The organism is Phreatobacter sp. AB_2022a, assembly GCF_026847585.1.
GTDB lineage: Bacteria > Pseudomonadota > Alphaproteobacteria > Rhizobiales > Phreatobacteraceae > Phreatobacter.
Genome location: NZ_JAPSET010000024.1, coordinates 72,541 through 99,413 on the forward strand (window position 1 = coordinate 72,541; position 26,873 = coordinate 99,413).

Here is a 26,873-nt window from a genome sequence, read left to right on the forward strand (position 1 = left end):
CTTGCCCGATCTGCTATCCTGTTATGAGAGAAGAACTTATCCTGGTAGTGGCAACACCCGTCAGGCCGATGCCGAGAGGCGCATGACATCCCTCGACCGCATGGGCGCGCGCCAGGCGCTCGCCGAATTCGTCCGTGATCGCCGGGCCCGGGCCCGTCCTGCGGATGCCGGCCTGATCGCCGGACCCCGCCGACGGACGCCCGGCCTGCGGCGCGAGGAGGTGGCGCAGATCGCCGGCGTCGGGCTCACCTGGTACACCTGGTTCGAGCAGGGCCGCGACATCAAGGTATCGACCCATTTCCTGGAACGGGTAGCCCTCGCCCTGGCGCTCGACCCTGCCGAGCGCCTGCATCTTTTCGCCCTCGCCCGGCAGAGCCCGCTGCCGACGGCCGCCGTGGCCGCGCCGGCGGTCTCGGACGTTGTCAGGACCGTGCTGGAGAGCCTGCCGAACCCGGCCTACGTCAAGACGCCGCGCTGGGACGTCGTCGCCTGGAATGCCACCGCGGAGGCGGTCTTCACCTTCACGGCGCAGCCGCCCGACCGGCGCAACAGCCTCTGGTCGGTGTTGGTCGATCCGGTCTACCGCGCGATGATGCCGGACTGGGAGGCGGATGTGCGGGCGATGATCGCCAAGTTCCGGCTCGACCATGGCCGCGCGGCCGGCGACCCCGCCTTCGCGCGGCTGGTCGACGACCTGAACGCGGCGAGCCCGGAATTCCAACGCTGGTGGGCACTGCAGGACATTTCCGGCCGCAGCGAGGGCATCAAGCGCTTCCGATTCGCCACCGGCGGCATCATCGCCTTCGAACATGGCGCCTTCCTCGTCGAGGGCGCGCCGGACCTGCGGATGGTGGTCTATTCGCCGGCGACGCCGGCCGACCGGGCCGCGCTCGCCAAGGTTTTGGCCACGTCCGGGAAGGAGCGAATAGCGCATGGCGAGTAGGAAAGAGTCGCCACACCCGCCGCCCTGGAACGCCGCGCGACCCCGCATCCCCATTCTCCATTCGCTAGCCCGGGACGAGCCGCAAACGATGACATCGAGGTTCCTTTTCGCCCTGGCTGCCGCCACGGCCCTGCACGCCGCCTCCGTTGCGCCGGCTGCGGCCTGCGCGGTGGCGCATGAACAGAACGTGGTCCGCAGACCCTTCGCGGCCATTGTCGTCGCCATCGTCGAGACCGCCGCCGATGCCGGCCCGCCGCGCTCGTCCGGACGCGCCGGGCCGGCCGAATGGCGGCCATGGCAGGCGACCGCCCGGCTCAGCCGGGTGGTGAGCGGCCGCGCCGATGCGCAGACCTACGCGTTCGGCCGAACCGGCCCGTTCCACCCCTGCGCCATGTCCGAACCGATGCCGCGCCCGGCCGCCGGCCAGCGCTGGGTGCTCTATCTCGGCCGGACCGACGGAGGTGCGCTTGGCGTCGCCGCCTCCTATCCACTCGACGTCGCGCGGCGGCTGGATCGCCGTCTGAGGCAATAGCGGGTGGCGAATGGCGGGTGGGGACGAAGCGTCCACCCCATCGCCTGCCGGGCGCGGCATCGCTGCTCGCCGGCCGCCACGCGATCTATTCCCGGTCCACCGAGCGCAGGTCGCAGGTCGTCTCTTCGCTTGAGCAGACGCTGCGGAACCAGGCCCGGCGGCGCTGCTGGTCCGCCGCGGGCAATTCGGTGAGCCGGGCGCCGGGGCCCCGGCTGGAATGAAGGGTGAGGTCCACCAGCACCCATTCGTCCGCGCAGGCGAGGATGCGCGTCAGCGTGCCGAGCTCGGTCGCCCAGTCGGTGCCGAGATCGACGAGGCGCAGGCTTGCCGTGTCGGGCCGCTGGTAGCCGCGGGCTGACTGGATGCCGAACCGGGCCGCGTCGGCCCGGATCCAGCCCGAGCCGGAATAGACCGGACGGGCGGCACGGTTGTCATCGGCGTTGTTCGCGTCGGTCGCGCCGAAAATCTGCAGCCATTCGCCGGTCGCCGCGGTGATCTCGAAGGCGACGCTGTAGTCGTAGGCCGTGCTGCCGTCCGCACCGGTCGTCGGCAGCCATCCGACCACGGCGGAGGTCGCCGAAGGCTCGGCGTGAACCACGATCGGCTCCGCGGTTTCATTGCGGGTCCAGGCGCCGAAACGGCAGGTCGTGGGCCGGCCGGGCTCCCACGCCGCGGGCGCGGCTGCGGGGCCGGGCGCCTGGGGCAGGGCCGGCGTAGCGTGGCTGAGAAGCAGGGCGGCGGCCATCATGCGGCGGCGGACGGCGGATCGGACCACGAGGACCTCCAGGGCGAATCGGCGCAGCCTCGCGCCGGAGACGGCGGCCTGTCCATTGCGGCCGATTGAGGGGTGCAACGGAAGGTCGCACCGGCGGGTTCTTCGGATACCCCGCCGTTGCCGCGCCGCTGCGGCGCTACTAGCTAGCGTTCGGAGCGGGCTGAAGGCCCGCACGGCGGGGACTTTGCCCTTGCCCGGACCGGACAGCGCCGACGACCGAGCCCATGACCCCGGCCGTGCGGCGCCACATCCGTCCCGCATCGTGGTGCCGCCGCAATCGGGCCGCGCCTTTCAGGTTGCGCGCGGCGATCTCATCCGCATCGTCGACCCGCAGGGGCAGCAGGTCGCCGACCTCTGGGCCATCGTCACCGAACCGGCGCTCGACTGGCTGAGCACGGCGCAAACCCGCGACGTCAACGAGCGCCTGTTTCCCGTGGTCGGCCAGGCCTTCTACAGCGCCGCCGGCCAGCCGCTCCTGACCCTGATCGAGGATGCTTCGCCGGGTCCGCACGACATGCTGTTCCCGGCCTGCAATCCCGGCCTCTATGCCCGTGTCGGCCTGCCCGGCCATCCGAACTGCCACGACAATTTCCTGAACGCCCTCGCGAGCCGCGGGCTGGCGCTGCCCTTCGTGCCCGATCCGGTCGACTTCTTCCAGAACTCGCCGCCCCAGCCCGACGGGCGGCTTGAAGTGCTCGCCTCGCTCAATCCGCCCGGCGGCTATGTGCGCCTGCGCGCCGAATGCGACCTCACGCTCGTGGTGACCGCCTGCTCGATCGATTTTCACCCGACCAACGGCGCTGTCTGCACCGAGATCGAGGTGCATATCGAAAGAGACTAGGCCGGCCGGAGTCGCGGCGCGCCGTGCGCGACGCCAGGCGTCGCCCCGGAGCTCAGTCCGATGCGCCGCCGCCCTCGAGCAGGCCGCGCAGCGCGCGCAATTCCCGCACCATGAACTCGGTGAAGGTGCTGACGCGGGCGGTGCGCCTCAGGTCCTCGTGGGTCAGCACCCAGAGCGCCGAGCGGGGATTGTCGATGACTGCGCCGTGCCGCTCAAGTCCCGGCCAGCGGTCGCCGAGATAGCAGGGCAGCACCGCTGCCCCGATGCCGGCCGCGGCAGCCTCGGCCATGCCGACCATGGTATCGGCGCGCAGCGCGATGGCGCCGTCCGGCACTTCCGCCGCGAGCCAGCGCGCCGCCACCGTGCCGGCGAGCCCGGCGTCGGTTCCCACCCAGCGCCGCCCGCCGCCGTCGGCCTGCGCCGCGCCGGGTGCCGCATAAACCGCAAAGGCGACATCGGCCACCTTGCGGCCGACCAGGGTTTCGGGTGGATCGGCCGCCGGCCGGATCGCGACATCCGCGTCGCGCTTGGTCAGATTGGCGAGCTGGTTGGTTGTCGTCACCTCCAGCACGATGCCCGGATGATCTCTGAGGAAGCGGGCCAGCAGCGGCGGCAGCAGGCTCGCCATCAACGTATCGGTGGTGGTGACCCTCAGGCTGCCGTCGAGCCGCAGGTCGCGGCCGAGGATCTTGCGTTCGAGCGCGGCCATCTGGCCCGAGAGCTCGCGCGCCATGGCGAGGATCTCTTCGCCCGCGGCAGTGAGGGCATAACCGGTGGGCAGCCGGTCGAACAGGCGGACCTTGAGCCGCGCCTCGAAGGCCGCGACCCGGCGCAGGACCGTGGTGTGGTTCACGCCGAGCGCGCGTGCCGCCGCGGCGAGCGAGGCATTGTCGGCGACCGCCAGGACATAGCGCAGGTCGTCCCAATCGATTCGGCTGTGCATGGTCGCGCAAGGTTAGCCTTGCCATCGGCCCGGATCCAGCGGGGGCGCACAGGTAGGTGATCCCTCGGAGCGGGCCGGGGGCCACCCCGTCCCCGGCGCGGCTATGGCTCCTCTTGTGCAGTTTTGCAGGCCATTGAGGCAATGGAACAGATCGCGCGGCACATTCGCACAGATCATTGTCCCGTCATTCAGCCTGCGCCGCCGGCGTGGGAGCAGCCGCAACAGGAATCCCGCCATGGACATGATCTTCATCCCGCTTTCGCTCGCCGCCGGCAGTCTGCTCGCCGTGCAGGCCGGCGCCAACGCCCAGCTCGCCAAGGCGGTCGGCTCGCCGTTCGCCGCGACCACGTTGCAGCTCTCGGTCGGCGCAGCCGTGCTCGCCCTCGTCATGCTGGCGACGGGCACGGCAGCCGCGCTTGCAGCCCTGCCCGGCGCCGTCTGGTGGCATGCGGCCGGCGGCACCGCCTCGGCCTTCTATGTGGTCTCGACCATCCTGCTGTTTCCGCGCCTCGGCGCGGTGGTTTCGGTCGGCCTGTTCATCGCCGGCCAGATGCTGGCTTCGCTCGCCCTCGACACGTTCGGCCTCGTCGGCGTCGCCGCCAGCGGGCTGACCACGGGTGCGGCGGCCGGCACGCTGAGCGTGCTGGCCGGCGCCGCGCTCATCGTGTTCGGCCAGAAGGGGGGTACCGACGCGCTCTCGCCGTCGAAGCTCGGCTGGATCGGCCTGGCGCTCGTCGCCGGCGCGGTGCTGCCGGTGCAGGGCGCGGTGAACGCGCTGCTGCGCCACGATCTCGGCGGCGCCCCCTTCGCGGCGGCGGCGGTCTCCTTCGTCGTCGCGACGCTGGCCATGGCCGCCGTGCTCGGCGTCAGCCTCATCCGGGCCGCCGCCCGGCGGCCACAGCTCGACGGCGTCAAGGCCATGCCCTGGTGGGGCTGGCTCGGCGGCCTTGCCGGCGCGACCTATGTGACGACCGTGTTCACCGCCATTCCGGTCATCGGTACGGCCGCGGCTGTGGGTTTCACGGTGGCCGGCCAGCAGGTCGCCTCGGTGTTCGTCGACCGGTTCGGCTGGTTCCGTCTGCCCGAGCGTCCCGTCTCGCCGCCGCGCCTTGCCGGTGTCGGCCTGCTGCTCGCCGGGGTGGTGCTGATCAAGGCGCTCTGAGCGCAGGCTCCTGCCATCGGGACGGCCTTGCAGCCCATGCGGGGCCGTTGCGCCGCAGGGCGGGATCGCGGCGACGGTCCGGCCGCTAGGCCGTGACGGAAAGGTCCGGCCGGGCCTCGTCCGGCGGAATGCCGTCGCGGGCGGCCGCGACGGCCTCGGCGATCACCGCCATGTCGCCGACATGGTCGGCGAGAAGCAGGACCATGTGCTCCCGCGCAGGCGTCGGCCGCCGTCCCGGAGGCAACAGCGGCCGCGAGAGCCGCCGGGCTCGAATCTATCTCACCGAACAGGTCCGGATCGTCTGACACGGGTGCGGCGGCGCGAGAACCGCTCCGCGCCGCGCGACCGGCCTTAGCCTTCCAGCGCCTGCCACATCTCGCGGTCGCGTTCGGCCGTCCAGATGCGCGGATTGTCGATGCCCTGCGCCTCGTCATAGGCGCGCGAGACGTCGAAGGGCATGCAATGATCGAAGATCACCCAGTGGCCGTATTTCGGCCGAAGCTGGCGCATCGCCTCGGCATAGACGGTCTTCAGGTCCTGGCCGGCCTTGACGCCGGCTTCGGCGACGGCGAACACGTCCTTCAGGAAGGCGCGCGTCTCGCCGATGCCGGCCTTGATCTTCTCGGGCGTCGTCAGCGCGTCGCCGCGGCCCGGCACCAGCTTTTCCGGCCGGAGCGCCTCGAGCCGGTCGAGCGTTGCCGGCCAGTCGCGGAAATGCGCGTCGCCGCAATAGGGGGTGGCGCCGTATTCGACGAGGTCACCGGCAAACAGCACCTTCTCCTTGGGCAGCCAGGCGATGGTGTCGCCGCGCGTATGGCCGCGGCCGGCATGGATGATGCGCACCTCGCGCGAGCCCATCCAGAGGGTCATCTCGCCCTTGAAGGTCACGGTCGGCCAGGTCAGGCCCGGGATCGTCTCGCGGGCGCGGAACAGCCGCGGGAACCGTTCGATCTCGGAGGCCATGTCCTGGGCGCCGCGCTCGACGATCATGTCGCGCGCGACGTCGCTGGCGATGACGTTGACACGCTCCTCGAAGCCGCTCGCGCCGAGCACGCGCACGGCATGGTAGTGGGTCAGCAGGACATGGCGGATGGGCTTGTCGGTCACCGCGCGGATGCGCGCGACCAGTTCCTTGGCCATGACCGGCGTCGCCCGCGCGTCGATGACCATGACGCTGTCGTCGCCGATGATGACACCGGAATTCGGATCGCCCTCGGCGGTCAGCGCGAACACGCCGTCGGCGAGCTCGGTGAAGGTCTCCTTCTTGTCGGCAAGGTCGGCCTGGCTGGCGAAGGTCCTGGTGGCGGTGGTGGGGCTCACGGCGCGGCACTCCCTAGATCCTGGGCCGCCCGGGCGGCGGGGATATCCGGCCCCTCCGGCGGCCCCTGCAAAATGGTTGCGACTGCAACCAAATAGGCCGTTGCAGGTGCAACCGTCAAGGAACCCGCGCGCATCGCCGTTTCGCGGCGGCCCGCCCTGCTTTATGGCTGACCGGATGACCAAGCCGCTCGATCTGCTCCGCTTCACGCCGTTCCGGCTCAACCGGCTGGCGGCCGAGTTCTCCAACGCGCTCGCCGCCGAATATATTTCACGCTTCGGCATCGACATTCCCGAATGGCGCGTGCTCGCGACCCTCGGCCCCCGGTCCGAGCCGAAAAGCGCGCATTACGTCGTCCACTGCACCCGCACCCACAAATCGACGATCAGCCGCGCCGTCGGCACGCTGGTCAGGCTCGGCCATGTGCGGCGCCTCGCCTCGCAGGACGACGGGCGCGAGGTGATGCTCGAGCTGACGCCGCAGGGGCGGGCGGTCTACGCGGAGCTGGTGCCGCTGCTGCTGACGCGCGAGCGCACGGTGCTCGCCTGCCTGAGCGCGGCGGAGCAGACGCAGCTCGACGTCCTCCTCGGCAAGCTGGAACGGGCCTTCGGCCTGATCCAGCACGCGGAGTAGCCGCCGCTTCCAAGCAGGGAGCAACAAGCTGACACCTTGGGCCTTCGCCGACCGATGCCGCTCCCGAGTACCCAATCTTGCCGCGTCCCGTTAGCGCAGTCGATGCGCTGTTCACCAGAGTGACGTTGATCAGATCCCTCTGAACCCGGTCAATGGCATCGAAATGGACCCGCTGTTCCGGGGGGTGCACCATTGTATCCAACAACATCGCCCGGTAAACGTGAGACAGACGAGAAGCGCTGTTCCAACTCTTCCGCGCGCGTGGAGGTATGATGTCGTTCGATTCGTATATGAGCCAAATTGATGATGTTGAAGGCTGGCTATCAAATAGCACCGCGCTTTATTCTCATGCTCTAATGAAATATCAAACGGAGCAAAGTATTATTGGCAACATATGTGAAATTGGAGTGCATCATGGACGTTATTTCCTAGCACTTGCGCTTGGACTTCGTGACGATGAAAGAGCTGTTGCTATAGATCTATTTGAAGAACAGGAGCAGAATATTGATAATTCCGGCCGTGGTGATAAGGATATTTTTTTATCAAATTTTGATAAGTTTATGAATCGCAGCCAATTGGACATTATAACGGGAAACTCACTCAGAATTACTAGCGCCATGATTAATAGTCATGGTCTTGTTCGATTCTTTTCAATTGATGGCGGACATGACGAGAATACAACCGCAAATGATCTAAGACTTGCCGAAAGATCAATACTTCGAGATGGTATTGTTGCGCTAGACGATATCCTGAGTTCGCATTGGACTGGTGTAATCAGCGGGCTTGTTCGGTATCTAAGAGAGGGTGGCTCTCTTCAACCCATGGTATTGGTGCCCAATAAACTGTTTCTTGGCTTCCCCGAGTCCTTCGATCGATACCGCACATATATGCGTGAGGAGTTTAAGGACACGCTCCAGTTAATGGATCGCGAATTTTTTGGAAGTACTGTTGACGTTTTCGGAGAGCGGAGCGTTAAGAATTCCGTCGCGGATCAGAATAGATACGATATTGATACGAACAAGCTGGAAGCAGAGGCAGCGCAACTTCGCGCAGAGAATGCATTACTAAAATCTGAACTCGCCGATCTAATGTCTTCCCGTCGCTATCGCCTTGGAGCATCCATTGCATCAATTTACAATGCGGTTCGAAGTCGAACCTAGATGCGCTTAGTTCACAGTATAATGACCAACATGGACGCTATACGTCGGGATAAAATGGTGCGGAGAAACGACGGTCCATCTAGGTGTTCAGTCCCGAGGTCAAGTGGGCGGCGTCGCGCCTGAAGCGTTCGGGCTCATCTGCCCATACTTTGCAGATGGCTTCATATGGTGTGAGGCCGCGTAAGGTCTTCAAGCGCTTGGCGAAGTTGTAGGCGTCCAGGAACGCGGCGAGGTGGTCCCGGAGCTGCCGATGGGTGTTGTAATGATATCGCCGTACGGTGGCCTCCTTGAGGATGCGGTTCATCCGCTCCACTTTGACCATTGGTCCATGGGTGATTGGGCTTGGTCAGGCGATGCTCGATGCCATGGCTCGAGCAGGCGCGATCGAAGGGGTGTCCGCGGAATCTGGCAGTCGGTCCCTGGCGGTTCTTAGGCAGGTCGGCGAATTGGATGCCGTTGTCGGTGAGCACGGTGTGGACCTCGTAGGGCACCGCCGCCACCAGTGCGTCGAGGAAAGCCCTGGCCTCGCGAGTGGTCGCTTTCGGCGCGAGCTGGGCGAAGGCGTATTTCGAAGTCCGATCGATGGCAACGAAGAGGTAGAGCTTGCCTTCCTCGGTCCGCACTTCAGCGATGTCGATGTGAAAGAAGCCAATCGGATAGCGCTTGAAGGTCTTCTTGGCGGCCTTTTCCCCATCGATCGCGGGAAGCCGACTGATGCCGTGACGCTGGAAGCAGCGGTGGAGGGCCGAGCGCGTCAGATGCGGGATCGTCGCCTGCAGGGCGTAAAGACAGTCATCAAGCGGCAGCAGCGTGTGTTTGCGGAAGGCGACCGCCATGGCCTCTTCCTCCGATGTCAAAACGGTGGAGCGAGGCGCCTTCGGCCCCATCGGCGCGTCGTGGAGAAAACTGCGCTTGCGCCACTTGGCAACTGTCTTCTGGTTGAGGCGCGTAGCGCCCAGCTAGCTCTTTGAGCGGAGCCATCGATCGCTGTATTGCAGCTCGGACGGCGTACGTGATCGTGGCGCTGCCATGGAGTAGCTGGCCCGCGGGGGCGATGGGGCCTGAGCCTCCGGCGCCGTCCGTCAGATGCAAGGCTCTGCAAAAAAAAATCCAGCCCATCTGTTGACGCTCAATCTTGCGCTCAAGCTCGGCAATCCGGGCATGGACTTGTGCCAGATCGCCAGGCAATTTCGCCGGCGGCTTGAATAGCCAAATTCAGGCGCCTTGGGCTGGCCCGGCTTGCGCCCCGGTTTGCGGTTCTCCAGCCCGGCAGCACCTCGTCGGCACGTCGGCAGTCGTACAAAAGCTTGCGCTCGATCCTCAGATCCCGCGCTACCGTTGCAAACGGTCCGCCCGCCTCCACCCGGCGCAGCGCCGCCGCCTTGAAGGAAGCTCAAAAGACACGGTGCAGTTCGTGGGTCATGGCTTCCCCTCACAGGCACCTGTCACCTGATTACCGTGTTTCACTCAGGGGGTGCACTCCAAGCGAGCAGGGCGAGCTGCGCGCTGTCGAGGCCCTGCAGGAGATCGGCTCACGCCCGCGCAATCGGCGCGATCGTCTTGAACAGGGCCCGGCCGGCCGCCGTCAGGGTGAGGATCTGGGCTCTCCGGTCGGTCGCGCCCTTTTCCTCGAGGCCGGCGACGGCCCGGCTCACCTGCATCTTCTCCAGCGTCGAATAGGCGATGATCTCCTTCGGGGTCATGGCGTTGTTGACGGCGAGCGCCGCCAGCACCCGCCATTCGGCGCGCGTCACGTCGAAGCGGTGGGAATAGAGCTGGGCGACCGCCATCGAGACGCGCTCCGACCGCACGGCCAGCCGGTAGGGAAAGAAGTCGGTTAGTTGGAACGGCTCCGACGCTTGCCTGCTCATCGTCTGCTTCCGCCTCGCGTCGGCAGCCGACATGGCGCATCCGGCTCCGGCCCACGGCCTGTGCTTCACCTCTGGATCAGGAAAGGCAGCCTGCGGCGCCGCGGCTATTCGTATCATGTGATAGTATTATTGCCGGCCCGTTTCGCGCTTCCACGGGCCCGAGCCCCGTGCCTCTTTCGGTGGATCGCCGAAAAGCTCGGCCCGGCGCCTTCGGTCCGGCACCACGGAACGTCCGGCGGGCCACAGGCATTGCATTGTCGCGATGGATCCGCGCGACGCGGTCCTCGCAGCGGGCTGAAAGCCGGGCCGGACCGGCCGGGCGAGCGAAAGGGACAAGCCATGGCCATTGCCAAGAACACGATCTGCCTGTGGTACGACAAGGATGCCGAGGCGGCGGCGCGCTTCTATGCCGAGACCTTTCCCCACAGCACGGTGAGCGCCGTGCACCGCGCCCCGAGCGACTATCCCTCCGGCAAGGCCGGCGACGTGCTGACCGTCGCCTTCACGGTCGCCGGCATTCCCTGCCTCGGTCTCAATGGCGGTCCGGCCTTCAAGCACAACGAGGCCTTTTCCTTCCAGATCTCGACCGAGACGCAGGAGGAGACCGATCGCTACTGGAACGCCATCGTCGGCAATGGCGGCGCGGAGAGCGCCTGCGGCTGGTGCAAGGACAAATGGGGCGTTTCCTGGCAGATCACGCCGCGCGTGCTGATCGAGGCGCTGGCGGCCGGCGGCGGGGAGGCGAAACGGGCCTTCGAGGCCATGATGGCGATGCGCAAGATCGACGTCGCGGCGATCGAAGCGGCGCGCAGGGGCTGACGCGGCGCGCCGGATCGCGGGCGGGACGCCGCGCGGTCAGGTGCGGCAGGACTGCCCGGACGCGGTCGCGCAGCAGCCGCTCTGCCGCTCTTCCAGCCAGCGGTCGCGTGGCTTGCAGCTCGAAGGACGCGCGGAGAGCGGAACGCGCACGACGGCGCCGTCGACGGCGATGCGGTCGGCCTTGTAGAGCTGCATCGGCCGCACCCCGTCGCTGACTTCGAAAGTCAGCCGGGCGTCACCGGGAAGGCCGACGCGCTCGGCGACCTTGGCCATGATGGCGAGGAATTTCCCCGCCGCCATATGGCCGCGGCTCGCCTCGACGATGTCCCAGAGCTGCACGAAGGTTTCGTTCCAGCGCTCCGGGTTCGCGCCGCAATCGAGGCCGCTGAAGGCGCCGGTCTTGACCTCCGTGACGTGATAGCTCGGCTGCACGTCGCGGCCGTCATAGCTGAACACCAGCGCCTTCTCCCGGTGATCGGCGAGCGCGCGGAAAAGCTCGGCCGCACCGATTTCGGGGCCATGGATCATGCCGTCGGAAATGGGCTTGGCAGCGGCAGGCATCGGAGCTATCCTTATTTCGATATTCCTATGAATGTAGGATTGTTGAAATATGGATGAGCGTCAAGCGCGTGTCGGTTTTGCCGCCCTGTCGCAGGAAACCCGGCTGCGCATCGTCCGCCTGCTGGTCCAGGCCGGGCCCGACGGCCTCGCATCGGGAGCGATCGCCGAGGCGGTCGGCGTTTCCGCCTCCAACGTCTCGTTCCACCTGAAGGATCTGGAAGGATCGGGCCTGATTGCCGCGCGGCGCGCGGCGCGCTCGATCATCTATGCCGCCGACTACCGCGCGCTGCGCGGCCTGGTCGAATTCCTCATGGAGGATTGCTGCGCCGGCCATCCGGAAATCTGCGCGCCGGCACCGGGCGGGGCCGGCTGCGGACCGGCCGAGGGACGGGCGGCGGAACATGTCTGACGCGGGCGCGCCACGGTGAGGGAGCCATTCGACATCGGCCGGCGGCTGGCAGCGGAAGCCCTGGGCACGCTGCTGCTGGTCGCCACGGTGGTCGGGTCCGGCATCATGGCCGACAGCCTGACGCGCGACGGCGCGGTGGCGCTCCTTGCCAATGCACTGCCGACGGGCGCGATCCTCGTCGTTCTGATCGTGACGCTGGGCCCGATATCGGGCGCCCACTTCAATCCCGCCGTCACCATGGTCCTTGCGCTGAGGGGCGTGCTGGCTCCGTCGCAGGCAGCGCTCTACGTGATGGCGCAGGTCGTCGGCGGCCTTGCCGGCGTCGTCGCGGCTCACGCCATGTTCGGCCTGCCGCTGATCGAGTTCTCCGCGAAAATCCGGACCGGCGGCGGGCAGTGGCTGTCCGAAGCCGTGGCCGCCTTCGGGCTGGTCGCCACGATCCTCGCGGGCTTGCGCTTCCGCGCGGACGCGGTGCCGTGGCTGGTGGGCCTCTACATCACCGGCGCCTATTGGTTCACCGCCTCCACCTCGTTCGCCAATCCCGCCGTGGCCATCGCACGCAGCCTCACCAACACTTTTTCGGGCATTCGCCCGCCGGACGTGCCGGCCTTCGTGGCCGCTGAATGCGCGGGCGCCCTGATCGCACTGGCGCTGGCCACATGGCTGCTCGGACACGATGCCGGCGGGCCGGCAAGGGAGCGCGAAGCATGAGCATCGTCATCTATCACAACCCGGATTGCGGAACCTCGCGCAACACCCTGGCGATGATCCGCCAGAGCGGCGAGGAGCCCGAGATCATCGAATACCTGAAGACGCCGCCGACGCGGGAGCGGCTCGTCGCGCTCATGGCAGCGATGACGATCGGCCCGCGCGATCTGCTGCGCGAAAGGGGGACGCCCTATGCGGAGCTCGGCCTCGGCGAGGAGCGCTGGACCGATGACGACCTCATCGACCTCATGCTGGCCCATCCGATCCTGATCAACCGGCCGATCGTGGTGACGCCGCGCGGCGCCAGGCTCTGCCGTCCTTCGGAAACCGTGCTCGACATCCTGCCCAACCCCGATATCGGTCCCTTCGTGAAGGAGGACGGGGAGATCGTGCCGCCGAGGCCGGCGGCGCCGCATGTCGCCTGAGGCCACCGAGCACAGTCGCCGGCGCGCGGCGGTCATCGTCCTCGGCGCCCTGCAGATCCTCGCCTGGGGATCCTCGTTCTATCTGCTCGGGGTTCTCGCCGGGCCGATCGCCGCCGACACCGGCTGGCCGTCCTCCTTCGTCGTCGGCGGCCTGTCGATCGCGCTTCTGATCGCGGGCCTCGCATCGCCGCGCGTCGGCAAGGCGATCCAGGCCCATGGCGGCCGCCCGGTGCTGGCCGCGAGCTCCCTGCTCTTCGCGGCCGGGCTCGGCTGTCTTGCCGCAGCCCCCGCCCTGCCGGCCTATCTTTTCGGCTGGGCGGTGCTCGGCCTTGCCATGGCCTGCGGCCTCTATGATCCCGCCTTCGCGACGCTCGGCCGCCACTATGGCCATGCCGCCCGGCGCATGATCACCTTCGTGACCCTGTTCGGCGGCTTTGCCAGCACCGTTTCATGGCCCGCCACCGCCTGGCTGCTCGAAACCCATGGCTGGCGGACCGCCTGCTCAGCCTATGCCGCGATCCATATCGGCTTGGGCGCGCCGCTCTACTGGTTCTGCCTGCCGCGCCGCCCGCCCGCGCTCGAAGCCATGCCGGCGGCGGCCGCGACCATCGCCGAGCCCTTGCCCTTGAGCGCCAGCCGATGGCCCTCGCCTTGCTCGGCCTCATCCTGACCATCGGCTCGGTCACGCTGTCGATGATGTCCATGCACCTTCTGACGCTCCTCCAGGCGCGCGGGCTCGACCTTGCCGCGGCGGTCGCGCTCGGCGCGCTGATCGGCCCCTCGCAGGTCGCCGCGCGCATCGTCGACATGGCGGCCGGCCGGCGCTTTCACCCGCTCTGGGCCATGCTGTCGGGCGTCGTTCTCGTCGCGATCGGCATCCTGCTGCTCTGGGCCGGCTTTCCGCTCGTCGCGCTGGCGCTCATCGCCTACGGCGCCGGCAACGGCATCAGCTCCATCGTGCGCGGCACCGTCCCCCTGGTCCTGTTCGGCCCGGCCCGGTACGCGCCGTTGATGGGCAGGCTGGGCCTGCCGATCCTGATCGGCATGGCGATCGCCCCGACGCTCGGTGCGGTGCTGATCGACAAGGGCGGGGCGGCGCTGGCCTTCGGCGTGATGGCCGGCGCGTCGGTGCTGAATGTCGGGTTGACGATCGGGCTCGGGTGGTGGTGCTGGAACGCTGCCGCAGATCGCCGATGACATTTGCCGTCGCCACGCTTCCAAGGCACCCGCTATGGCATCGCGACCGGCGCGAGCCGCACGAATGACGGGCCGAAATCACTTGGCAGACATGGGGTTCCGGCGCTGCTGAACCAGGTCGCTGCGGCCCTCTGCCAGGGCATTGCGTGACGGGCGCGCAATTCGTTGCCGGTCGCCATGATTTCCCCGCTCTCCGGGTCCGTGGCCACGCAGTAAGGGGTCGCGGGGGTGGTTGCCTGGCACGCATGCGTAAAGCCGAGATTGTGCCCGATCTCGTGAACGGCCGTGACAAACGGCTTGGTCTGCCCGGAATAGGTGCCGACTGGGTCGACATTCAAATCGTTCTTGTCGAGGAGACGGGAATCGGAGCGAAACACGCCGACGGCGGGCAAGCTGGCTTTGACGACCCTGATGATCTGGTGCGCGGCGGCGGAGTTGGACAGGACGCATTTCAGCACGCAATGGAGGTTCACGCGGCGTTTTCCACCGCCGGGATCGCTCACTTCGAGATCATGAAGCGATGCCGGCGTGGAAAGCCAGATTCTCTCGCTCCATGCGGACTCGATCATCTTCTTGAACTTGGCGGTCCAGGCATTCCATTCGCCGCGACCCCAGTTGGACGCGCCAAAGGCGATACCATCGGAATCTTTGACGCTGGGCCCGTTGACCGGAACGAGCGCCACCTTCCATTCAAGAACGATCGACGCGTTAAAATTCGAACCGATGCCCTTCGTATCGACATAATAATTGAACGTCATGCCTCGGACCGGGGGCCGATCGTTCTTTTTGACCTTGCCTTTGACATCGAGCGTGAACTGATCCCAGACGTAGTTCGTGTTGGTATCGACAGCGATGATCTCGGCCGAACCCTCGGACATCCCGACGATTTCGAACCAGGCTATGCCATTTGTGGCCGCCTCGACGGCCTCCCGCTCGGTGATGCGCACGCTCGAATTGTTGGCGCGGATGTCGATCCAGGATTGAATGTTGGTGAAACCGATGCGGATGGACTGGCCCACCGACGTCGTCTGATCCCGCCGCTTGATGGCCGGCGGCGCCGCGGCGTGGGGATTTCCGACAAACTTGACGAAATGCGGCATCCGCTCCTCCCGCACAAAGCCGCCCGACCGCAAGATCGAAGCGCGCACCCGCGTTTTGAGCACGAGGGAGGCGTGAATGCTGTGCGGTGGCGCACGCACCGACCGCCGCGTTCGTCCACAGTCGCGCCGCCATCACGTCTACGGCATGCTGCCGGTCGTCTGGACAGCGCGAGCCGGCGTGCAGGCGCGTCATGTCGCACCCCGCAGCCGGCGCGGCTCGTGACGCCAGGTCGGAACTATCGTTCGGCGATGCCAGCCATTGCCGACGCCGTGTTTCACGCGACCGCCCGACAGATCCGTACCTTGTCCATCTCTCAAGGGTGGCTTCCGGGCTGACGCGCGTCTGCGCGGGTCGCGACCGGAAGCGAGCGCCGAGGCGGGCACCACGCGATGCCGACATTCCGGCCGTCAGGTTTCGGCCGACCGATCCCGAAGGCCGTTCATGAACACGTCGAGATAGGTCTCCAGCTTGTCCGGATCCAGCGGTTTGACCGTATTGTCGTCTCTGCAAAACATCATCAGCAGGTAGGAGCGTGCGCCTGTGAGAAGCGCCGCGACCGTTTCGAGTTCCTCGTCAGCGAACTGGCGCAGTTCGCCGCGCTTCTTGCTCCGTTTGAGAGACCGAACGTAACGGGTCTGAATCTCCTTGAGATACTGCTGGAATGCCGCCGGCGCGTAGAGCTCGGCCTCGTTCATCACCCGGTGGATCTCCGGATGGGCGGCGAGATAGGCGAAATTGGCGGTGATGCCACGCCGTTCGATCTCCTCCAGCGACCTGCTATCGCGTATCGCCGAGGTGAGGCTGTCCAGCATGGCACCGCCAAGCTCCGGAAGCAGCACATCGAACAGCGCCTGTTGATTGTCGAAATGCAGGTAGAAGGCGCCGTGGGCAACGCCAGCTTCCGCCGTGATCCGCGCGATCGAGGCGCCCGCGTAACCATGACGGCCCACGATCACGCCGGCAGCCTCGATCAGCCGACGCCTTGTTTCGGCGTTCTTGGCGGCCTGGCGGGCGCTCGGCGGGCGGCGGGACGCCCGCCGAGGCGGCGGCACACGGGACGGTGCGGATCGAGTGGACGCGTCAGACAAGCGGGCGTTCCATGGCCATGCGGTCGGCGATCATGCGCCTCAGGATGTCCTTCTTGACCTTGCCCGAGGCGGTGCGAGGCAGGTCATCAACGAGTTCCAGATGCTCTGGAAACTTCTGTCTTGCAAGTCCGGCGGCCTCCAGATGGGCGACGACCTCCGCGAGATTGGGCGCATGCCCCTCGCAGGGTACGACATAGGCGCAGACGGTCTCGCCGAGACGGGCATGCGGCATGGAGACGGCAACCGCTTCGCGGACGGCGGGGTGGCGGTGGAGCGCGTCCTCGATCTCCTTGGCGGAGATGTTCTCGCCGCCACGGATGATCAGGTCCTTCTTGCGGCCGGTGATGAGGATCGAATCCCTGGCGCCGAAGAGACCGATGTCGCCCATGCGGAAAAAGCCATCGCTCGTGAAGGCGGCGGCGGTCTCGGCCGCATCTCCGTAGCCGACAAACAGCGCCGGCCCCCTGGCGAGGATCTCGCCCTCACTGCCGGGGGCGACCGCGCGATCCCGTTCGTCGACGATCCTCACCTCGTAGTCGATGACCTGTCCGTCGGTCTCGGCTGCGAGCGATGCAGTGTCGGGCGAGACGAATCCGAGGGTGATCATCGGCGCTTCGGTCGAGCCATAGACGCGGGTGGCCTGGCCGTTGGCGAAGAGCGCATTGGCGCGGGTCACGAGGTCGGGCGGCACGGCAGCGCCGCCGCAGGCGAAGACCTTGAGCGAGGGCAGGCGCGAGCCCGCCCGCGTGGCGGCGTCCACCAGCTCCTGCAGGAAGGGCGTCGCCCCGACCGTCACCGCGACGCCATGGGCGTCGATCAGCCTGACCGCCTCGTCGCCGTTCCAGCGCTCCATCAGCACGGATTTCAGGCCGTGCTGGAAGGGCTGCTCCAGTCCCCAGGCGAAGCCGGTCACGTGGGTCACCGGCGAGGGCATCAGCACCACGTGCCCCTTGGCGAGCCCCCAGTGGTCGACGCAGCAGGCCATGGAGTGGGCCATGGTTTCGTGGGTGTGGAGAACGCCCTTCGGCATGCCGGTGGTGCCGGAAGTGTACATCACCATCTTCACGGCCTCCGGCACCTGGCGCGGCCAGGGAACGGAACCGGCGCCCGCGGCCAGCTCGTCGAAGGCGAGGGTGCCGGGCAGGGGGGCAGGCGCCCGCGCGACGACGACATGGGCGAGGTCGGGCAACCCTGGCCGCAGGCGCTGCATCATCGCGGCATAGTCGAAGCCGCGGAAGCTCTCGGGGATGATAATGGCCTTGGCTCGGCAATGGCGGAGGATCAGGCCGAACTCGGCGTCCCGGTAGATCGGTACGATGGGATTGACCACGAGGCCGAGGAGCGCCGCGGCGAGATCGACGGAAACGGCCTCCAGCCAGTTCGGCAGGGCGAAGGACAGGACGTCGCCTGGCCTGAGGCCGAGGTCCCAGAGGCTCACCGCCAGCCGCTCGCCGCGCGCAAGGGCCTCGGCGAAGGTCAGGGTCTGCTCGCCGAGCTGCAGACAGACTGCGGCCGGTGTTGCGGCGGCACGCTGGCGTGCGTCGTCGGCGATCGTGCGGTTGCGCCATGCGCCGCTCGCCCGGTGTCGCGAAAGCGCCGCCGCATCGAGACGCGTGGACCATCCGCTCGGGTCGCGCCAGGGAGAAGGAGCGTTCATCGTCATCCCCATGAGCCTTCGTCGTTCCTGCCTAGACGGCGAGGTAGCGCGCTTCGAGATCGGGTGATGCATCGAAGCTCCGCCAGTCGCCGGCGAAGACGATGGCGCCCGAATCGATGATCAGCAGCCGGTCGGTGCACGCGCGGGCGAAATCGATATTCTGCTCGGTGACGAGGAGGGCGAGGTTCTCCCGCCGTCGCACCGCCGCGATCTCCCGCGCCATGTCCTCGACGATGACGGGCGCAAGCCCCTCGGCCGGTTCGTCGAGCATGAGGAGGCGGGGCCGCGCCATGAGCCCGCGCCCGACCGCGACCATCTGCTGCTGGCCGCCCGACAGCCGGTCCCCGCGCCGATCGAGGATCGGCTGCAGCAGCGAGAACTGCGCCGCGACCTCCTGGGGCGTCGGCGCCACCACGCCCGGCGGGCAGGCGTGGCGGGCGAGTTCCAGGTTCTCGGCGACCGAAACGTGGGTGAAGATGCGCCGATCCTCGGGCACGAGGGCGATGCCGCGCCGCGCGCGGCGGTGGGTCGGCTCGCCCGCGAGGTCAGCGCCGTCCAGGCGGACGGTGCCGCGGACCTTCGGCCCCGCATCCATTAAGGCCTTCAAAAGCGTCGACTTGCCGGCGCCGTTGCGTCCCAGCAGTGCGACGCCCTCGCCGGCGCTGATAGTGAAGCCGATGCCATGCAGGATGTGGCTATCGCCGTAGAAAGCGTCGAGATTGGCGACCTCAAGCATGATGGCCTCCACGTCCCAGATAGATCTCCCTGACGAAGGCGTTGCCTCGGATTCCCTCCGGCGCGTCCGTGGCGACAATCTCGCCGTAATGGAGCACGCTGATCCGGGTCCCGAGGTTGAACACCACGTCCATGTCGTGCTCGGTCAGGATCAGCGTTGCCCCGGTCTCCCGGACGATGCGGTCGACGAGGCGCACGGCGGCGGTGCGGTCGGCCGAGGCCATGCCCGCCGTCGGTTCGTCGAGCAGCAGCAGGCGGGGCTTCAGCGCCAGCATCATGGCGAGTTCCAGCCGCTTCTTGTCGCCGTGGGCGAGGACGGAGGCAGGCGCGTCGCCCCAAGCCGACAGACCGAGGTCGGACAGTATCCTTTCGGCCTCGCGCCGCAGACCGGGCTTCGGCCCGGTGGCGAAGCGCCAGCCGGCGGTGCCGTTCGACACTTCCCCAGCCTCGAGAGCGACGATGATGTTTTCGGCAGGCGTCATGTCGGCGAAGACGCGTGCCACCTGGAAGGAGCGGCCCATGCCGGCTCGCACGCGCCGGAAGCCGTCGAGCCGGGTCACGTCGCGGCCCTCGAAGAGGATCCGGCCGGCGGAGGGCAGGAGTTCGCCGCAGAGGGTGCGGAAGAAGGTGGTCTTGCCGGCGCCGTTCGGGCCGATCACCACATGGCGCTCGCCGGCCGCGACCGAGAGCGAGACGTCCTTCAAGATGGGGGTTCGTCCATAGCCGGCGAACAGGCCTTCGACCACGAGCGGAGCATCGGTCATGGCCGGCCCCCTTCCGCGACGGGCTGGACCGCGGACTTTTCCGGCGGGCCCTTGCGGCGCAGGCGGCCGACGACAAGCGCGGCGAGCCCGAGCAGGCCGCCGGGTATCGCGAGGACGACGGCCAGAAGGAGGCCGCCGGTGATGAGGTCGGAGGCCCCCGCGAGGCTGCGCGTGCCATATTCGACGCCTGAGAAGACAATCGCACCCACCAGCGGGCCCCAGAAGTGGCCGGCCCCGCCCAGCAGCGTGAACAGGATCGGCTTGGTCGATTCTGCCCAATGGGCGAGATCGGGGCTGACAATGGAGGTGAGCGGCCCCATCAGCCCGCCGGCTGTCGCCGCGCAGGCGCCCGAGATGGCGAAAGCCTCGAGCCGGCGGCGGCGCACGTCGATGCCGAGGAAGGCGGCGCGCATCGGGTCGAGGCGCACGGCGCGGAAGGAGCGCCCGAGCCGGGAGTGGGTCACCCACCAGAGGCAGGCGATGAGCAGCGCCGTCACGAGGACGACGAAGACGTAGTAGGCGTGCCCCTGGGCGAGGTCGATGGGCCCGAGGCGCGGCCGGGGAATGCCCGCAAGGCCGTCGTTGCGGCCGAAGAACGAGGTCTTGGCGATGACGACGTGGACAAGTTCGGCGAAGGCGAGGGTCAGGACGGCGAAATAGACACCCTCGGTGCGCCGCAGGGCCACCAGCCCGATGAGCGTGGCGATGGTCGCGCCGACGGCGGCCGCGACGGCGAGGGCGACGACGAAGGGGAGCTCGGGCACGCGCAGGAGCAGCAGGGCCACCGCATAGGCGCCCGCCGCCGAGAAGGTCGCCTGGCCGAAGCTGAGCAGGCCGGCGGTGGAGAAGAGCAGGTTGAAGGACAGGCCGAGGACAACGTTGATGGCGACGACACCTGCGAGGAAGACCAGGCCGCGATTGGCCACGAGCGGCAGGAGCAGCACGGCGCCCGTGAGCGGCACGAGGACCAGGAGGAAGCGGATCGGCGGCGAAAGCGTCACGAGAGCCTCCCCGACGCGATGAGGCCACGCGGCCGGACCAGCAGGATGACCGCGAGGGCGACGAAAAAGAGCACGCCCGGCATCTGTGGCAGCAGGGCCGTGCCGAAGCTGTCGACGAGGCCGAGCAGGATTGCCGCGAGGAAGGCGCCACGGATCGAGCCCATGCCGCCGACGATGACGACGCCGAAGGCCTGGATGATGAAGATGCCGGCAAGGTCCGGCGACAGGCTCTGGTTGGCGACGAGGAGGCCGCCGGCGAGCCCTGCGAGGGCGAAGCCGATCACCACGGTCGCCGAATAGATCAGGCCGACATTGACGCCGAGGAGCCGCGCCATCCAGGGGTCGATGGCGATCGCCTGGATCAGCCGGCCGATCGCCGTCCCGTTGATCAGCCATTCGAGGGTGAGGAACACCAGCACCCCGGCGACGATGACGAAGAGCGAGTAGTGCGGCAGGACGAGGTTGCCGACGAACGACACCTCGAAGAGCTCCGGCGGCGGCGAGGCGCTCACCACGTTGAGGCCCCAGACGAGCTTCACGAAGCCGTTGCAGACGAGCAGCAGGGCATAGGTCGCGACCAGCACATAGGCGCCGTCGACATGGGCGAGCCGACGGAAGATGGCGCGGTCGACGACCAGCCCGAGGAGCCCGGTCACCACGCCCGCGAGGACGCTGGCGAGGAGGAAACCCGCAAGGTTCCCCGACAAAAAGGACCAGTTGGTCAGGGTCCAGGCGAGATAGGCGCCGATCATGAAGAACCCGCCGTGCGAGAAGTTCAGCACGTGCAGGATCCCGAAGATCATAGTGAGGCCGGCGGCGACGAGGAAGGTCGCCATGCCCCAGACCAGAGCGTTGAAGAGCAGCGTCGGCAGGTCCGCGACCATGAGGCGGCATCCCCTTGCAGGAAAAGGGTGAGGACGGCGACAGGCACCGTCCCCCGTTGGAGGGGGAGCCTCAGGCGCGCTTGCGCAGGACCATGGCCTTGCCGGGGGTGGCCGGCTCGATGACGCCGGCGCCGGCAATCTTGACGTAGTCGGAGACCTTGAAGCCGACATCGGCGGTCGGATCCGGCTCGATCTGGATCATCTCCAGGTCCTTGATCGCCTGGTTGTCCTCGGCGCGAATGGTGCGGGCGCCGGTCACGGTGTCGAAGGTCAGGCCCTTCAATGCCTCGATGATGGCCTTCGTCTCGGTCGAGCCGGTCTTGGCGATCGCGGCAGCATAGGCCGCGACCGCCGCCTGCGCCTCGCCGGCCCAGCCCATCGGCATCTTCTGCCCGGTCTTGGCGACATAGGCCTTGTAGAAGATCTCGCTCACCGGCGAGGAATTGGCGGCATAATACCAGTGCGTCCCCGTCCAGTGCTTCGGCACCTGCGTCTTGAGGGCGTTGGCGACGATGAACTCGTTCGCCGCGTCCATGAGAATGCGGTTGTTGAACAGGCCGAAGGGGCGGGCCTGCTGGAAGAAGGTCGCGGCGTCGCCGCCATAGGTGGCGTTGACGATGCCGCGGGCCGGCGTGCGCGCCGCCTGGGTGATGAAGTTGCGGTAGTCGCCGCTGCCATAGGGCACGATGATCGGATCGACGATCTCAGGCTGCTTGCCGGTGATCTTCGGGTAGAATTCGAGGAGGCCGTCCACATAGATCGCCCAGACCGTCCGGCCGTATTCGTGGTCCGGGATGATGCCGGTCCAGCTCGTTACGTCCGGGAACTTCTCCGCCATCATCCGCGCCTGCGCGCGCATGCGGTAGGTGCCGTCGCCGATGCGAAAGACGTGCGGGCTGTAGTTCTCGTGGTTGATCTTCTCGGATCCGGCGCCGCAGGTCAGGTTGACGCCGTTCTCCGCCTGCATCAGCGGGCCGTAAGCGAGCGCCACTGTCGAGGCGATGGTGCCGAGCTGCAGGTTGATCCCCATGCCCAGCAGCTCGCGCGCCACCGTCGTGGCGGCCGCTGGATTGGCCTTCTCGTCGCGGAACTCGATGGCCAGGGGCCGTCCGCGCACGCCGCCGGCCCTGTTGATGAGCTCGACTGCTACCTCGGCGCCGTTCTTCACGAAGCTGCCGATGAACTCCTGCGGACCCGAGAGCGGCGTCACGACGCCGAGGCGGATGGGCTCGTTGGTCTGGCCGACGACGATGCGGGAATTGGCGGAGAGCGCCAGCGCAGTGCCGGCACCCGAGGCCAAAAGGGCGCGGCGGGTGAGTTTCGACATGGGGTTTCCTCGAGGGTTTTGTGTTGTTGCTGCCAAGCGGGCTCTAGCGGCCCTTGAAGACGGGCTTCCGCTTGTCGCGGAAGGCGTTGACCGCCTCCTGATGGTCGGCGGTGAGGTTGGACATGGTCTCGTAGGCGAGGCCGGCGTCGAAATGGGCGTGGAACAGGGCTTTCAGCGGCAGGTTGGCGGTGATCTTGGTCCAGTTGATCGCCTTGAGCGCACCCTTCGCGAGGCGTTCGGCGAGGCCATAGACTTCGGAGTCGAGATCCTCCGGGGCCACCACCTTGGTGATGAGGCCGATGCGCTCGGCCTCGCCTGCGGTCATCAGGTCGCCCGTGAGCAGGTAGTGCTTGGCCTTGGCATGGCCGATCAGCTGCGGCCAGATGAAGGCGCCGCCGTCGCCGGCGACGAGTCCGACGGAGACGTGTGGGTCGCCGATCTTCGCCTTGTCCGAGGCGATGATGATGTCGCAGAGCAGAGCGAGCGAGGCGCCGAGGCCCGTTGCATGGCCGTTCAGGCGGCAGATGAGCGGCTTGTCGAGGTCGATCTGGCTGAAGACAATGTCCTTCGCCTCGCGGCCGGTCACCTCGAATTCCTCGGGACGGTCAATGGTGGACTGCATCCAGTCAATGTCGCCGCCGGCGCAGAAGGCGCGGCCCTCGCCGGTCAGGACGATGATGTCAGCCTCGGCGTCGTCGCGCACGTCAAGGAAGATCCGCGACAGCTCCCGATGAAGCTGGGCGTTGACCGCGTTCAGCTCGTTCGGCCGGTCGAGCGAGATCGTGAGAATGCGGCCCCGGCGCTCGGCCTTGATGGTCTGGTAGTGGTCGTAGCGGCTCATGGGTGATGCTCCTCGACGGGAAGGGATTGGCCAGCCTCGAGGGCGGCGTAGCGGGCGCGATAGGCGTCGTCGTCGCCGTAGCGGCCCTCGGTGGCGACGAGCGCGCGAAAATGGTGGCTGACGCGCAGGTCTTCGGTGATGCCGATGCCGCCATGCATCTGCACCGCCTCGCGGGCAATCAGGCGAGCGGAGCGGCAGCCGATCACCTTGGCGACGGCGACGGCGCGGGCGAAATCCTCGCCTGCGGCAGCCGTCGCGGCGGCATCGACCACGGCCTCGGCCTCCTCCAGCGCGATGGTCATATCGACGGCACGATGCTGGAGCGCCTGGAAGCGACCGATCGGCTGGCCGAACTGCTGGCGCGTCTTGAGATAGGCGAGCGTGTCGGCAAGCAGGACGCGCATGGAGCCCACGGCCTCCGCCACGGTGAGGAGCGCTCCACGGTCGAGAGCCGTGTCGAATGCTGCCCCGGCATCCGGCGGCGTCAGGCAGCGATCCTCGGCCACCGCCATGTCGATCGCGACATCCATCAAAAGCCGCCCGTCGAGCGCGCGGTAGATGTGGCGCTCGATGCCGGCCTCCCTCGCCGCGGCGGCGACGATCGCCATCGCCCCATCCGGTCGGCGCGCGGGGACGAGCAGGTGATCGGCGAGCGCGGCCGCCTCGACCGCGACGCAGCGTCCGGTGAGCCTGAAGCCGCCTGAGGCCGGCGCGAGGCGCGCCATGCCATGGCCTCGCGCATGACCGGCATCGGCGCCCTGGTGGGCCAGCACCGGCACCGCTCCGCCGCTGAGCGTCGCGGCCAGAAGCTCGGCTGCGACGGCACCTTCGGCCGCCGCGAGCAGCGGCACGGCCACGCCGGCGACCGCCATGACTGGAACCGTTGAACGCGCCTCGCCGAGGGCTCGGGCGAGTTCGGCGAGGTCGGCCAGCCCGAGCCCGAGGCCGCCCTTTGCCTCGTCGACCGCCAGCGCCAGCCATCCGGCCTCGACCATGGCGGCATAAACCATGACGTCGTCGCCACCGCCGGCGAGAAGCCGCGCCGCGCTGTCGCCGAGGGCGCCGCGGATATCGTCCTGGGGGAAAGGCGCGGTCACCATGGTCACAGCCCCAGTCCCTGCTTGGCGATGATGCCGCGCTGGATCTCGTTGGAGCCGCCGTAGATCGTCGCGGCCCGCAGGTGCATGAACTCGCTGGCCATGCCCGTGGCCCCGGAGGGCCAGGCGGCAGGCGGGCTCGCGTCCGGCGACAGGGTCGCCGGATCGAAGGGGATGCCGATCCGGGCCAGGGCCCGCATCATCTCCTCGGTCACCCGCTGCTGGAGCTCCGATGAGCGGATCTTCAGCATGTTGACCTCGACTCCACCGGGAGCATCGCCATCGGCACGGCCCAGCAACCGCGCGCAGACAGCCTCAAGCGCCGCAAGGTCGATGGCGATGTCGGCGATCCGGGCGGCGAAGGCGGGCGCTTCGGCGAGCGGCCGCCCCCCCTCGGGCAGCGCGGCGGCGACAGCCCTCAGGCCGGCGAGCAGGTGCCGGATGCGGCCGGTCTCGGCGGCGATGAGGCGTTCCTGGACGAGCAGGAACTTGGCGTAGCGCCAGGCCTTGCCCTCCTCGCCCACAAGGTTCTCGGCGGGGACGCGCACATTGTCGAGGAAGATCTCGTTGACATGGTGCTTGCCGTCCATGGTGGCGATCGGGCGAACCGTCACGCCCGGGGAGGCCATGTCGACGAGCAGGAAGGACACGCCATCCTGCGGTCGCTCGCCCTTCTGCGTCCGGGCCAGGCAGAACATCCAGTCCGCCCAATGGGCATAGGTGGTCCAGGTCTTCTGGCCGTTGAGGACGAAGTGGTCGCCGTCGCGCTCGGCGCGGGTCTTCAGCCCCGCGAGGTCCGATCCTGCGTTGGGCTCCGAATAGCCCTGCGCCCAGAAATGGTCGGCGCTGAGAATCGGCGGCAGGAACCGGCGCTTCTGCGCCCTGCTGCCAAAGGAGTAGATGACGGGGCCGACATAGGCGACGCCCATCGGGATCAGCCAGGGTGCGCCTTCCTCCGCCAGGGTCTGCTCGAAAAGCCAGCGCTGCAGGGGCTTCCAGTCAAGTCCGCCCCATTCGCGCGGCCAGTGGCCGCCCATCCAGCCGCGGGCGAAGAGGATCTTCTGCCAGCGCTGGTGATCGCTGCGCTCGAGCACGAGGTTCTCGGCGACCTTGCGTCTGATGTCGTCTGGCAGGGCCTGACGGCAGAAGGACCTGACCTCCTCGCGGAACGCCCCAAGTTCGGCCTGCACGATCGTTTCCAACCCAATTATTGATTTATGATCCATCAATCATACCTGGCCGATCGCGCCTGCCAAGAGGGCCTGCCATCCCCCGAGCGACCGAGTTCGGCACCGACGGCGGCCGGCCGTTCCACAGCCCGCCTCGGCGCGATCAGCGCCTGCATGCTGTCCTGTCGGAGGTCGTTTGGTCGCCGAGCCTCGGCTTCCGCCCCGGAGCTATTCACGCCTGATCATGCGCTCCCACGGCGGGTCGTTCGGCGCGATCACACATGGGGCGCCGGCATCATCCGCGATCGTTGATCGGATGTTCCCGTTCGAAGCAGCCAGGACGCCCTGCCCGTCGTCAGGACCGGACAATTCAAAAAAGAGGGGGGCGTTGCCAGCCTTGGATTGCGACGCGTCGCGACCTTGCTAGCTTCCGATAAGCCGTGCCGTGCTTGAAGTCTGATGCGCCGCGGGCGGGCGCAAAGCGCGCATCCCTCACGCCCGGATCGCACCCCAGGGCAAATGCTGGCTTATCGCCCGGAACGGGCGTTCTTTTCTTTTATTGTCCGGACCGGACAGGCGTAGTGGTGGCGGACAGGGCGGGATTCGAACCCGCGATACGGTTCCCCGTATACACACTTTCCAGGCGTGCGCCTTCAACCACTCGGCCACCTGTCCGTGGAGGGCGCTGATAGCGGCCCCCGCGCCAATTTGCAAGGCGGGGGCGGTGGGTATCTGACGCCCGGCTCCGGGCCGCGGCTCAGCGGAACAGGAACCAGTTCATGAACGGATTCGTCTGCTGCTGCGGCACGACCACCGCCGGGCGCTGGGGCGCGGCGCGGGTCGCGGCGGGATAGGCGCCGCGTGGCTGGCCGTAGGCGATATGGGCCTGGGCCTGGCGCCGCTCGACCGGGC

General features: G+C 67.7%; 29 protein-coding genes, 1 tRNA gene and 1 pseudogene. 12 read left to right on the top strand and 19 right to left on the bottom strand.

Annotation, left to right across the window (positions count from 1 at the left end; genetic code table 11):
* Window positions 1-82 precede the first annotated feature (82 nt).
* Both OZ671_RS18160 and OZ671_RS18165 read left to right on the top strand, forming a co-directional pair.
* Window positions 83-943 (top strand): helix-turn-helix transcriptional regulator, encoded by an 861-nt coding sequence (locus OZ671_RS18160; protein ID WP_268862048.1) that lies wholly within the window; start codon window positions 83-85, stop codon window positions 941-943.
* An 88-nt stretch (window positions 944-1,031) separates the two neighbouring features.
* A complete protein-coding gene (locus tag OZ671_RS18165) occupies window positions 1,032-1,475 on the top strand; it encodes a hypothetical protein (protein WP_268862049.1) in 444 nt (147 codons plus the stop codon).
* Between the two features lie 85 nt (window positions 1,476-1,560).
* On the opposite strand, the gene OZ671_RS18170 is transcribed toward OZ671_RS18165, so the two are convergent.
* Window positions 1,561-2,250, bottom strand: coding sequence for a hypothetical protein (locus tag OZ671_RS18170; RefSeq protein WP_268862050.1), 690 nt, complete (start codon window positions 2,248-2,250; stop codon window positions 1,561-1,563).
* A gap of 190 nt (window positions 2,251-2,440) precedes the next feature.
* Here OZ671_RS18170 and OZ671_RS18175 point away from each other — a divergent pair, with 190 nt between their 5' ends.
* Window positions 2,441-3,091, top strand: coding sequence for an urea carboxylase-associated family protein (locus OZ671_RS18175; protein ID WP_268862051.1), 651 nt, complete (start codon window positions 2,441-2,443; stop codon window positions 3,089-3,091).
* Between the two features lie 52 nt (window positions 3,092-3,143).
* Here the strand turns inward: OZ671_RS18175 and OZ671_RS18180 are convergent, their stop codons facing one another.
* Complete coding sequence (locus OZ671_RS18180) at window positions 3,144-4,034, bottom strand: LysR family transcriptional regulator (protein ID WP_268862052.1); 891 nt, start codon at window positions 4,032-4,034, stop codon at window positions 3,144-3,146.
* A 235-nt stretch (window positions 4,035-4,269) separates the two neighbouring features.
* On the opposite strand from OZ671_RS18180, the gene OZ671_RS18185 reads away from it, so the two are divergent.
* Window positions 4,270-5,196: a DMT family transporter gene (locus OZ671_RS18185; RefSeq protein WP_268862053.1), complete on the top strand. Its 927-nt coding sequence runs from the start codon at window positions 4,270-4,272 to the stop codon at window positions 5,194-5,196.
* Window positions 5,197-5,281: 85 nt separating this feature from the next.
* Here the strand turns inward: OZ671_RS18185 and OZ671_RS18190 are convergent, their stop codons facing one another.
* On the bottom strand, window positions 5,282-5,401 hold the full coding sequence (locus tag OZ671_RS18190) for a DUF2783 domain-containing protein (protein WP_268862054.1): 120 nt from the start codon (window positions 5,399-5,401) through the stop codon (window positions 5,282-5,284).
* Between the two features lie 146 nt (window positions 5,402-5,547).
* Entirely contained in the window at window positions 5,548-6,516 is a 969-nt protein-coding gene (locus OZ671_RS18195; RefSeq protein WP_268862055.1) for an MBL fold metallo-hydrolase, read from the bottom strand.
* A 175-nt stretch (window positions 6,517-6,691) separates the two neighbouring features.
* Here OZ671_RS18195 and OZ671_RS18200 point away from each other — a divergent pair, with 175 nt between their 5' ends.
* Together OZ671_RS18200 and OZ671_RS18205 are read left to right on the top strand one after the other, a co-directional pair.
* Window positions 6,692-7,147: a MarR family winged helix-turn-helix transcriptional regulator gene (locus tag OZ671_RS18200; RefSeq protein ID WP_268862056.1), complete on the top strand. Its 456-nt coding sequence runs from the start codon at window positions 6,692-6,694 to the stop codon at window positions 7,145-7,147.
* A 290-nt stretch (window positions 7,148-7,437) separates the two neighbouring features.
* Window positions 7,438-8,307 (top strand): class I SAM-dependent methyltransferase, encoded by an 870-nt coding sequence (locus tag OZ671_RS18205; protein ID WP_268862057.1) that lies wholly within the window; start codon window positions 7,438-7,440, stop codon window positions 8,305-8,307.
* Window positions 8,308-8,386: 79 nt separating this feature from the next.
* Here the strand turns inward: OZ671_RS18205 and OZ671_RS18210 are convergent.
* Both OZ671_RS18210 and OZ671_RS18215 read right to left on the bottom strand, forming a co-directional pair.
* A pseudogene (locus tag OZ671_RS18210) lies at window positions 8,387-9,363 on the bottom strand (IS481 family transposase).
* 476 nt (window positions 9,364-9,839) lie between these two features.
* Window positions 9,840-10,178 carry a MarR family winged helix-turn-helix transcriptional regulator gene (locus OZ671_RS18215; RefSeq protein WP_268862058.1) on the bottom strand — a complete coding sequence of 113 codons (339 nt, stop codon included), beginning with the start codon at window positions 10,176-10,178 and terminating at the stop codon, window positions 9,840-9,842.
* Window positions 10,179-10,517: 339 nt separating this feature from the next.
* Here OZ671_RS18215 and OZ671_RS18220 point away from each other — a divergent pair, with 339 nt between their 5' ends.
* On the top strand, window positions 10,518-10,997 hold the full coding sequence (locus OZ671_RS18220) for a VOC family protein (RefSeq protein WP_268862059.1): 480 nt from the start codon (window positions 10,518-10,520) through the stop codon (window positions 10,995-10,997).
* Window positions 10,998-11,033: 36 nt separating this feature from the next.
* Here OZ671_RS18220 and OZ671_RS18225 read toward each other — a convergent pair whose 3' ends face one another.
* Complete coding sequence (locus OZ671_RS18225) at window positions 11,034-11,558, bottom strand: DUF6428 family protein (protein WP_442957100.1); 525 nt, start codon at window positions 11,556-11,558, stop codon at window positions 11,034-11,036.
* A gap of 49 nt (window positions 11,559-11,607) precedes the next feature.
* Here OZ671_RS18225 and OZ671_RS18230 point away from each other — a divergent pair, with 49 nt between their 5' ends.
* Genes OZ671_RS18230 through OZ671_RS18250 form a run of 5 tightly spaced genes read left to right on the top strand, consistent with a single transcriptional unit; the run spans window position 11,608 to window position 14,297 of the window.
* Window positions 11,608-11,967 (top strand): ArsR/SmtB family transcription factor, encoded by a 360-nt coding sequence (locus OZ671_RS18230; protein WP_268862060.1) that lies wholly within the window; start codon window positions 11,608-11,610, stop codon window positions 11,965-11,967.
* Window positions 11,968-11,982: 15 nt separating this feature from the next.
* Window positions 11,983-12,678 (top strand): aquaporin, encoded by a 696-nt coding sequence (locus OZ671_RS18235; protein WP_268862061.1) that lies wholly within the window; start codon window positions 11,983-11,985, stop codon window positions 12,676-12,678.
* Window positions 12,675-13,100 (top strand): arsenate reductase (glutaredoxin), encoded by a 426-nt coding sequence (gene arsC, locus OZ671_RS18240; RefSeq protein WP_268862062.1) that lies wholly within the window; start codon window positions 12,675-12,677, stop codon window positions 13,098-13,100. Before OZ671_RS18235 ends, arsC begins: the two co-directional genes overlap by 4 nt.
* A complete protein-coding gene (locus OZ671_RS18245) occupies window positions 13,090-13,770 on the top strand; it encodes an MFS transporter (protein WP_268862063.1) in 681 nt (226 codons plus the stop codon). The genes arsC and OZ671_RS18245 overlap by 11 nt, the downstream gene beginning before the upstream one ends.
* Window positions 13,740-14,297: a hypothetical protein gene (locus OZ671_RS18250; RefSeq protein WP_268862064.1), complete on the top strand. Its 558-nt coding sequence runs from the start codon at window positions 13,740-13,742 to the stop codon at window positions 14,295-14,297. Before OZ671_RS18245 ends, OZ671_RS18250 begins: the two co-directional genes overlap by 31 nt.
* A gap of 32 nt (window positions 14,298-14,329) precedes the next feature.
* On the opposite strand, the gene OZ671_RS18255 is transcribed toward OZ671_RS18250, so the two are convergent.
* The 12 genes from OZ671_RS18255 to OZ671_RS18310 all read right to left on the bottom strand — a co-directional run bounded on the left by OZ671_RS18255 (window position 14,330) and on the right by OZ671_RS18310 (window position 26,636).
* A complete protein-coding gene (locus tag OZ671_RS18255; protein ID WP_268862065.1) occupies window positions 14,330-15,397 on the bottom strand; it encodes a reprolysin-like metallopeptidase in 1,068 nt (355 codons plus the stop codon).
* A 408-nt stretch (window positions 15,398-15,805) separates the two neighbouring features.
* A complete protein-coding gene (locus OZ671_RS18260; RefSeq protein WP_268862066.1) occupies window positions 15,806-16,486 on the bottom strand; it encodes a TetR/AcrR family transcriptional regulator in 681 nt (226 codons plus the stop codon).
* The gene (locus OZ671_RS18265) at window positions 16,479-18,143 is read right to left on the bottom strand and encodes an AMP-binding protein (protein WP_268862067.1); all 1,665 of its coding nucleotides are present in this window, start codon (window positions 18,141-18,143) and stop codon (window positions 16,479-16,481) included. The genes OZ671_RS18260 and OZ671_RS18265 overlap by 8 nt, the downstream gene beginning before the upstream one ends.
* A 31-nt stretch (window positions 18,144-18,174) precedes the next feature.
* Window positions 18,175-18,879, bottom strand: a complete 705-nt coding sequence (locus tag OZ671_RS18270) for an ABC transporter ATP-binding protein (RefSeq protein WP_268862068.1) — start codon at window positions 18,877-18,879, stop codon at window positions 18,175-18,177.
* A complete protein-coding gene (locus OZ671_RS18275) occupies window positions 18,872-19,642 on the bottom strand; it encodes an ABC transporter ATP-binding protein (protein WP_268862069.1) in 771 nt (256 codons plus the stop codon). Before OZ671_RS18275 ends, OZ671_RS18270 begins: the two co-directional genes overlap by 8 nt.
* Window positions 19,639-20,643: a branched-chain amino acid ABC transporter permease gene (locus OZ671_RS18280; protein WP_268862070.1), complete on the bottom strand. Its 1,005-nt coding sequence runs from the start codon at window positions 20,641-20,643 to the stop codon at window positions 19,639-19,641. Before OZ671_RS18280 ends, OZ671_RS18275 begins: the two co-directional genes overlap by 4 nt.
* The gene (locus OZ671_RS18285) at window positions 20,640-21,527 is read right to left on the bottom strand and encodes a branched-chain amino acid ABC transporter permease (RefSeq protein WP_268862071.1); all 888 of its coding nucleotides are present in this window, start codon (window positions 21,525-21,527) and stop codon (window positions 20,640-20,642) included. Before OZ671_RS18285 ends, OZ671_RS18280 begins: the two co-directional genes overlap by 4 nt.
* 70 nt (window positions 21,528-21,597) lie before the next feature.
* On the bottom strand, window positions 21,598-22,854 hold the full coding sequence (locus OZ671_RS18290) for an ABC transporter substrate-binding protein (protein WP_268862072.1): 1,257 nt from the start codon (window positions 22,852-22,854) through the stop codon (window positions 21,598-21,600).
* Between the two features lie 43 nt (window positions 22,855-22,897).
* Window positions 22,898-23,695 carry an enoyl-CoA hydratase/isomerase family protein gene (locus OZ671_RS18295; RefSeq protein ID WP_268862073.1) on the bottom strand — a complete coding sequence of 266 codons (798 nt, stop codon included), beginning with the start codon at window positions 23,693-23,695 and terminating at the stop codon, window positions 22,898-22,900.
* Window positions 23,692-24,795 (bottom strand): acyl-CoA dehydrogenase family protein, encoded by a 1,104-nt coding sequence (locus tag OZ671_RS18300; RefSeq protein ID WP_268862080.1) that lies wholly within the window; start codon window positions 24,793-24,795, stop codon window positions 23,692-23,694. The genes OZ671_RS18295 and OZ671_RS18300 overlap by 4 nt, the downstream gene beginning before the upstream one ends.
* 2 nt (window positions 24,796-24,797) lie before the next feature.
* On the bottom strand, window positions 24,798-25,982 hold the full coding sequence (locus tag OZ671_RS18305; protein ID WP_268862074.1) for an acyl-CoA dehydrogenase family protein: 1,185 nt from the start codon (window positions 25,980-25,982) through the stop codon (window positions 24,798-24,800).
* Window positions 25,983-26,546: 564 nt separating this feature from the next.
* Window positions 26,547-26,636, bottom strand: a tRNA-Ser gene (locus OZ671_RS18310).
* Window positions 26,637-26,873: the final 237 nt, after the last annotated feature.

Coding starts and splice junctions, on each gene's coding strand:
- OZ671_RS18160 (WP_268862048.1), top strand. CDS start 83: ATGACATCCCTCGACCGCATGGGCGCGCGCCAGGCGCTCGCCGAATTC.
- OZ671_RS18165 (WP_268862049.1), top strand. CDS start 1,032: ATGACATCGAGGTTCCTTTTCGCCCTGGCTGCCGCCACGGCCCTGCAC.
- OZ671_RS18180 (WP_268862052.1), bottom strand. CDS start 4,034: ATGCACAGCCGAATCGATTGGGACGACCTGCGCTATGTCCTGGCGGTC.
- OZ671_RS18185 (WP_268862053.1), top strand. CDS start 4,270: ATGGACATGATCTTCATCCCGCTTTCGCTCGCCGCCGGCAGTCTGCTC.
- OZ671_RS18190 (WP_268862054.1), bottom strand. CDS start 5,401: ATGGTCCTGCTTCTCGCCGACCATGTCGGCGACATGGCGGTGATCGCC.
- OZ671_RS18200 (WP_268862056.1), top strand. CDS start 6,692: ATGACCAAGCCGCTCGATCTGCTCCGCTTCACGCCGTTCCGGCTCAAC.
- OZ671_RS18205 (WP_268862057.1), top strand. CDS start 7,438: ATGAGCCAAATTGATGATGTTGAAGGCTGGCTATCAAATAGCACCGCG.
- OZ671_RS18215 (WP_268862058.1), bottom strand. CDS start 10,178: ATGAGCAGGCAAGCGTCGGAGCCGTTCCAACTAACCGACTTCTTTCCC.
- OZ671_RS18220 (WP_268862059.1), top strand. CDS start 10,518: ATGGCCATTGCCAAGAACACGATCTGCCTGTGGTACGACAAGGATGCC.
- OZ671_RS18225 (WP_442957100.1), bottom strand. CDS start 11,558: ATGCCTGCCGCTGCCAAGCCCATTTCCGACGGCATGATCCATGGCCCC.
- OZ671_RS18230 (WP_268862060.1), top strand. CDS start 11,608: ATGGATGAGCGTCAAGCGCGTGTCGGTTTTGCCGCCCTGTCGCAGGAA.
- arsC (WP_268862062.1), top strand. CDS start 12,675: ATGAGCATCGTCATCTATCACAACCCGGATTGCGGAACCTCGCGCAAC.
- OZ671_RS18245 (WP_268862063.1), top strand. CDS start 13,090: ATGTCGCCTGAGGCCACCGAGCACAGTCGCCGGCGCGCGGCGGTCATC.
- OZ671_RS18250 (WP_268862064.1), top strand. CDS start 13,740: ATGGCCCTCGCCTTGCTCGGCCTCATCCTGACCATCGGCTCGGTCACG.
- OZ671_RS18255 (WP_268862065.1), bottom strand. CDS start 15,397: ATGCCGCATTTCGTCAAGTTTGTCGGAAATCCCCACGCCGCGGCGCCG.
- OZ671_RS18265 (WP_268862067.1), bottom strand. CDS start 18,143: ATGAACGCTCCTTCTCCCTGGCGCGACCCGAGCGGATGGTCCACGCGT.
- OZ671_RS18270 (WP_268862068.1), bottom strand. CDS start 18,879: ATGCTTGAGGTCGCCAATCTCGACGCTTTCTACGGCGATAGCCACATC.
- OZ671_RS18275 (WP_268862069.1), bottom strand. CDS start 19,642: ATGACCGATGCTCCGCTCGTGGTCGAAGGCCTGTTCGCCGGCTATGGA.
- OZ671_RS18285 (WP_268862071.1), bottom strand. CDS start 21,527: ATGGTCGCGGACCTGCCGACGCTGCTCTTCAACGCTCTGGTCTGGGGC.
- OZ671_RS18290 (WP_268862072.1), bottom strand. CDS start 22,854: ATGTCGAAACTCACCCGCCGCGCCCTTTTGGCCTCGGGTGCCGGCACT.
- OZ671_RS18295 (WP_268862073.1), bottom strand. CDS start 23,695: ATGAGCCGCTACGACCACTACCAGACCATCAAGGCCGAGCGCCGGGGC.
- OZ671_RS18300 (WP_268862080.1), bottom strand. CDS start 24,795: ATGGTGACCGCGCCTTTCCCCCAGGACGATATCCGCGGCGCCCTCGGC.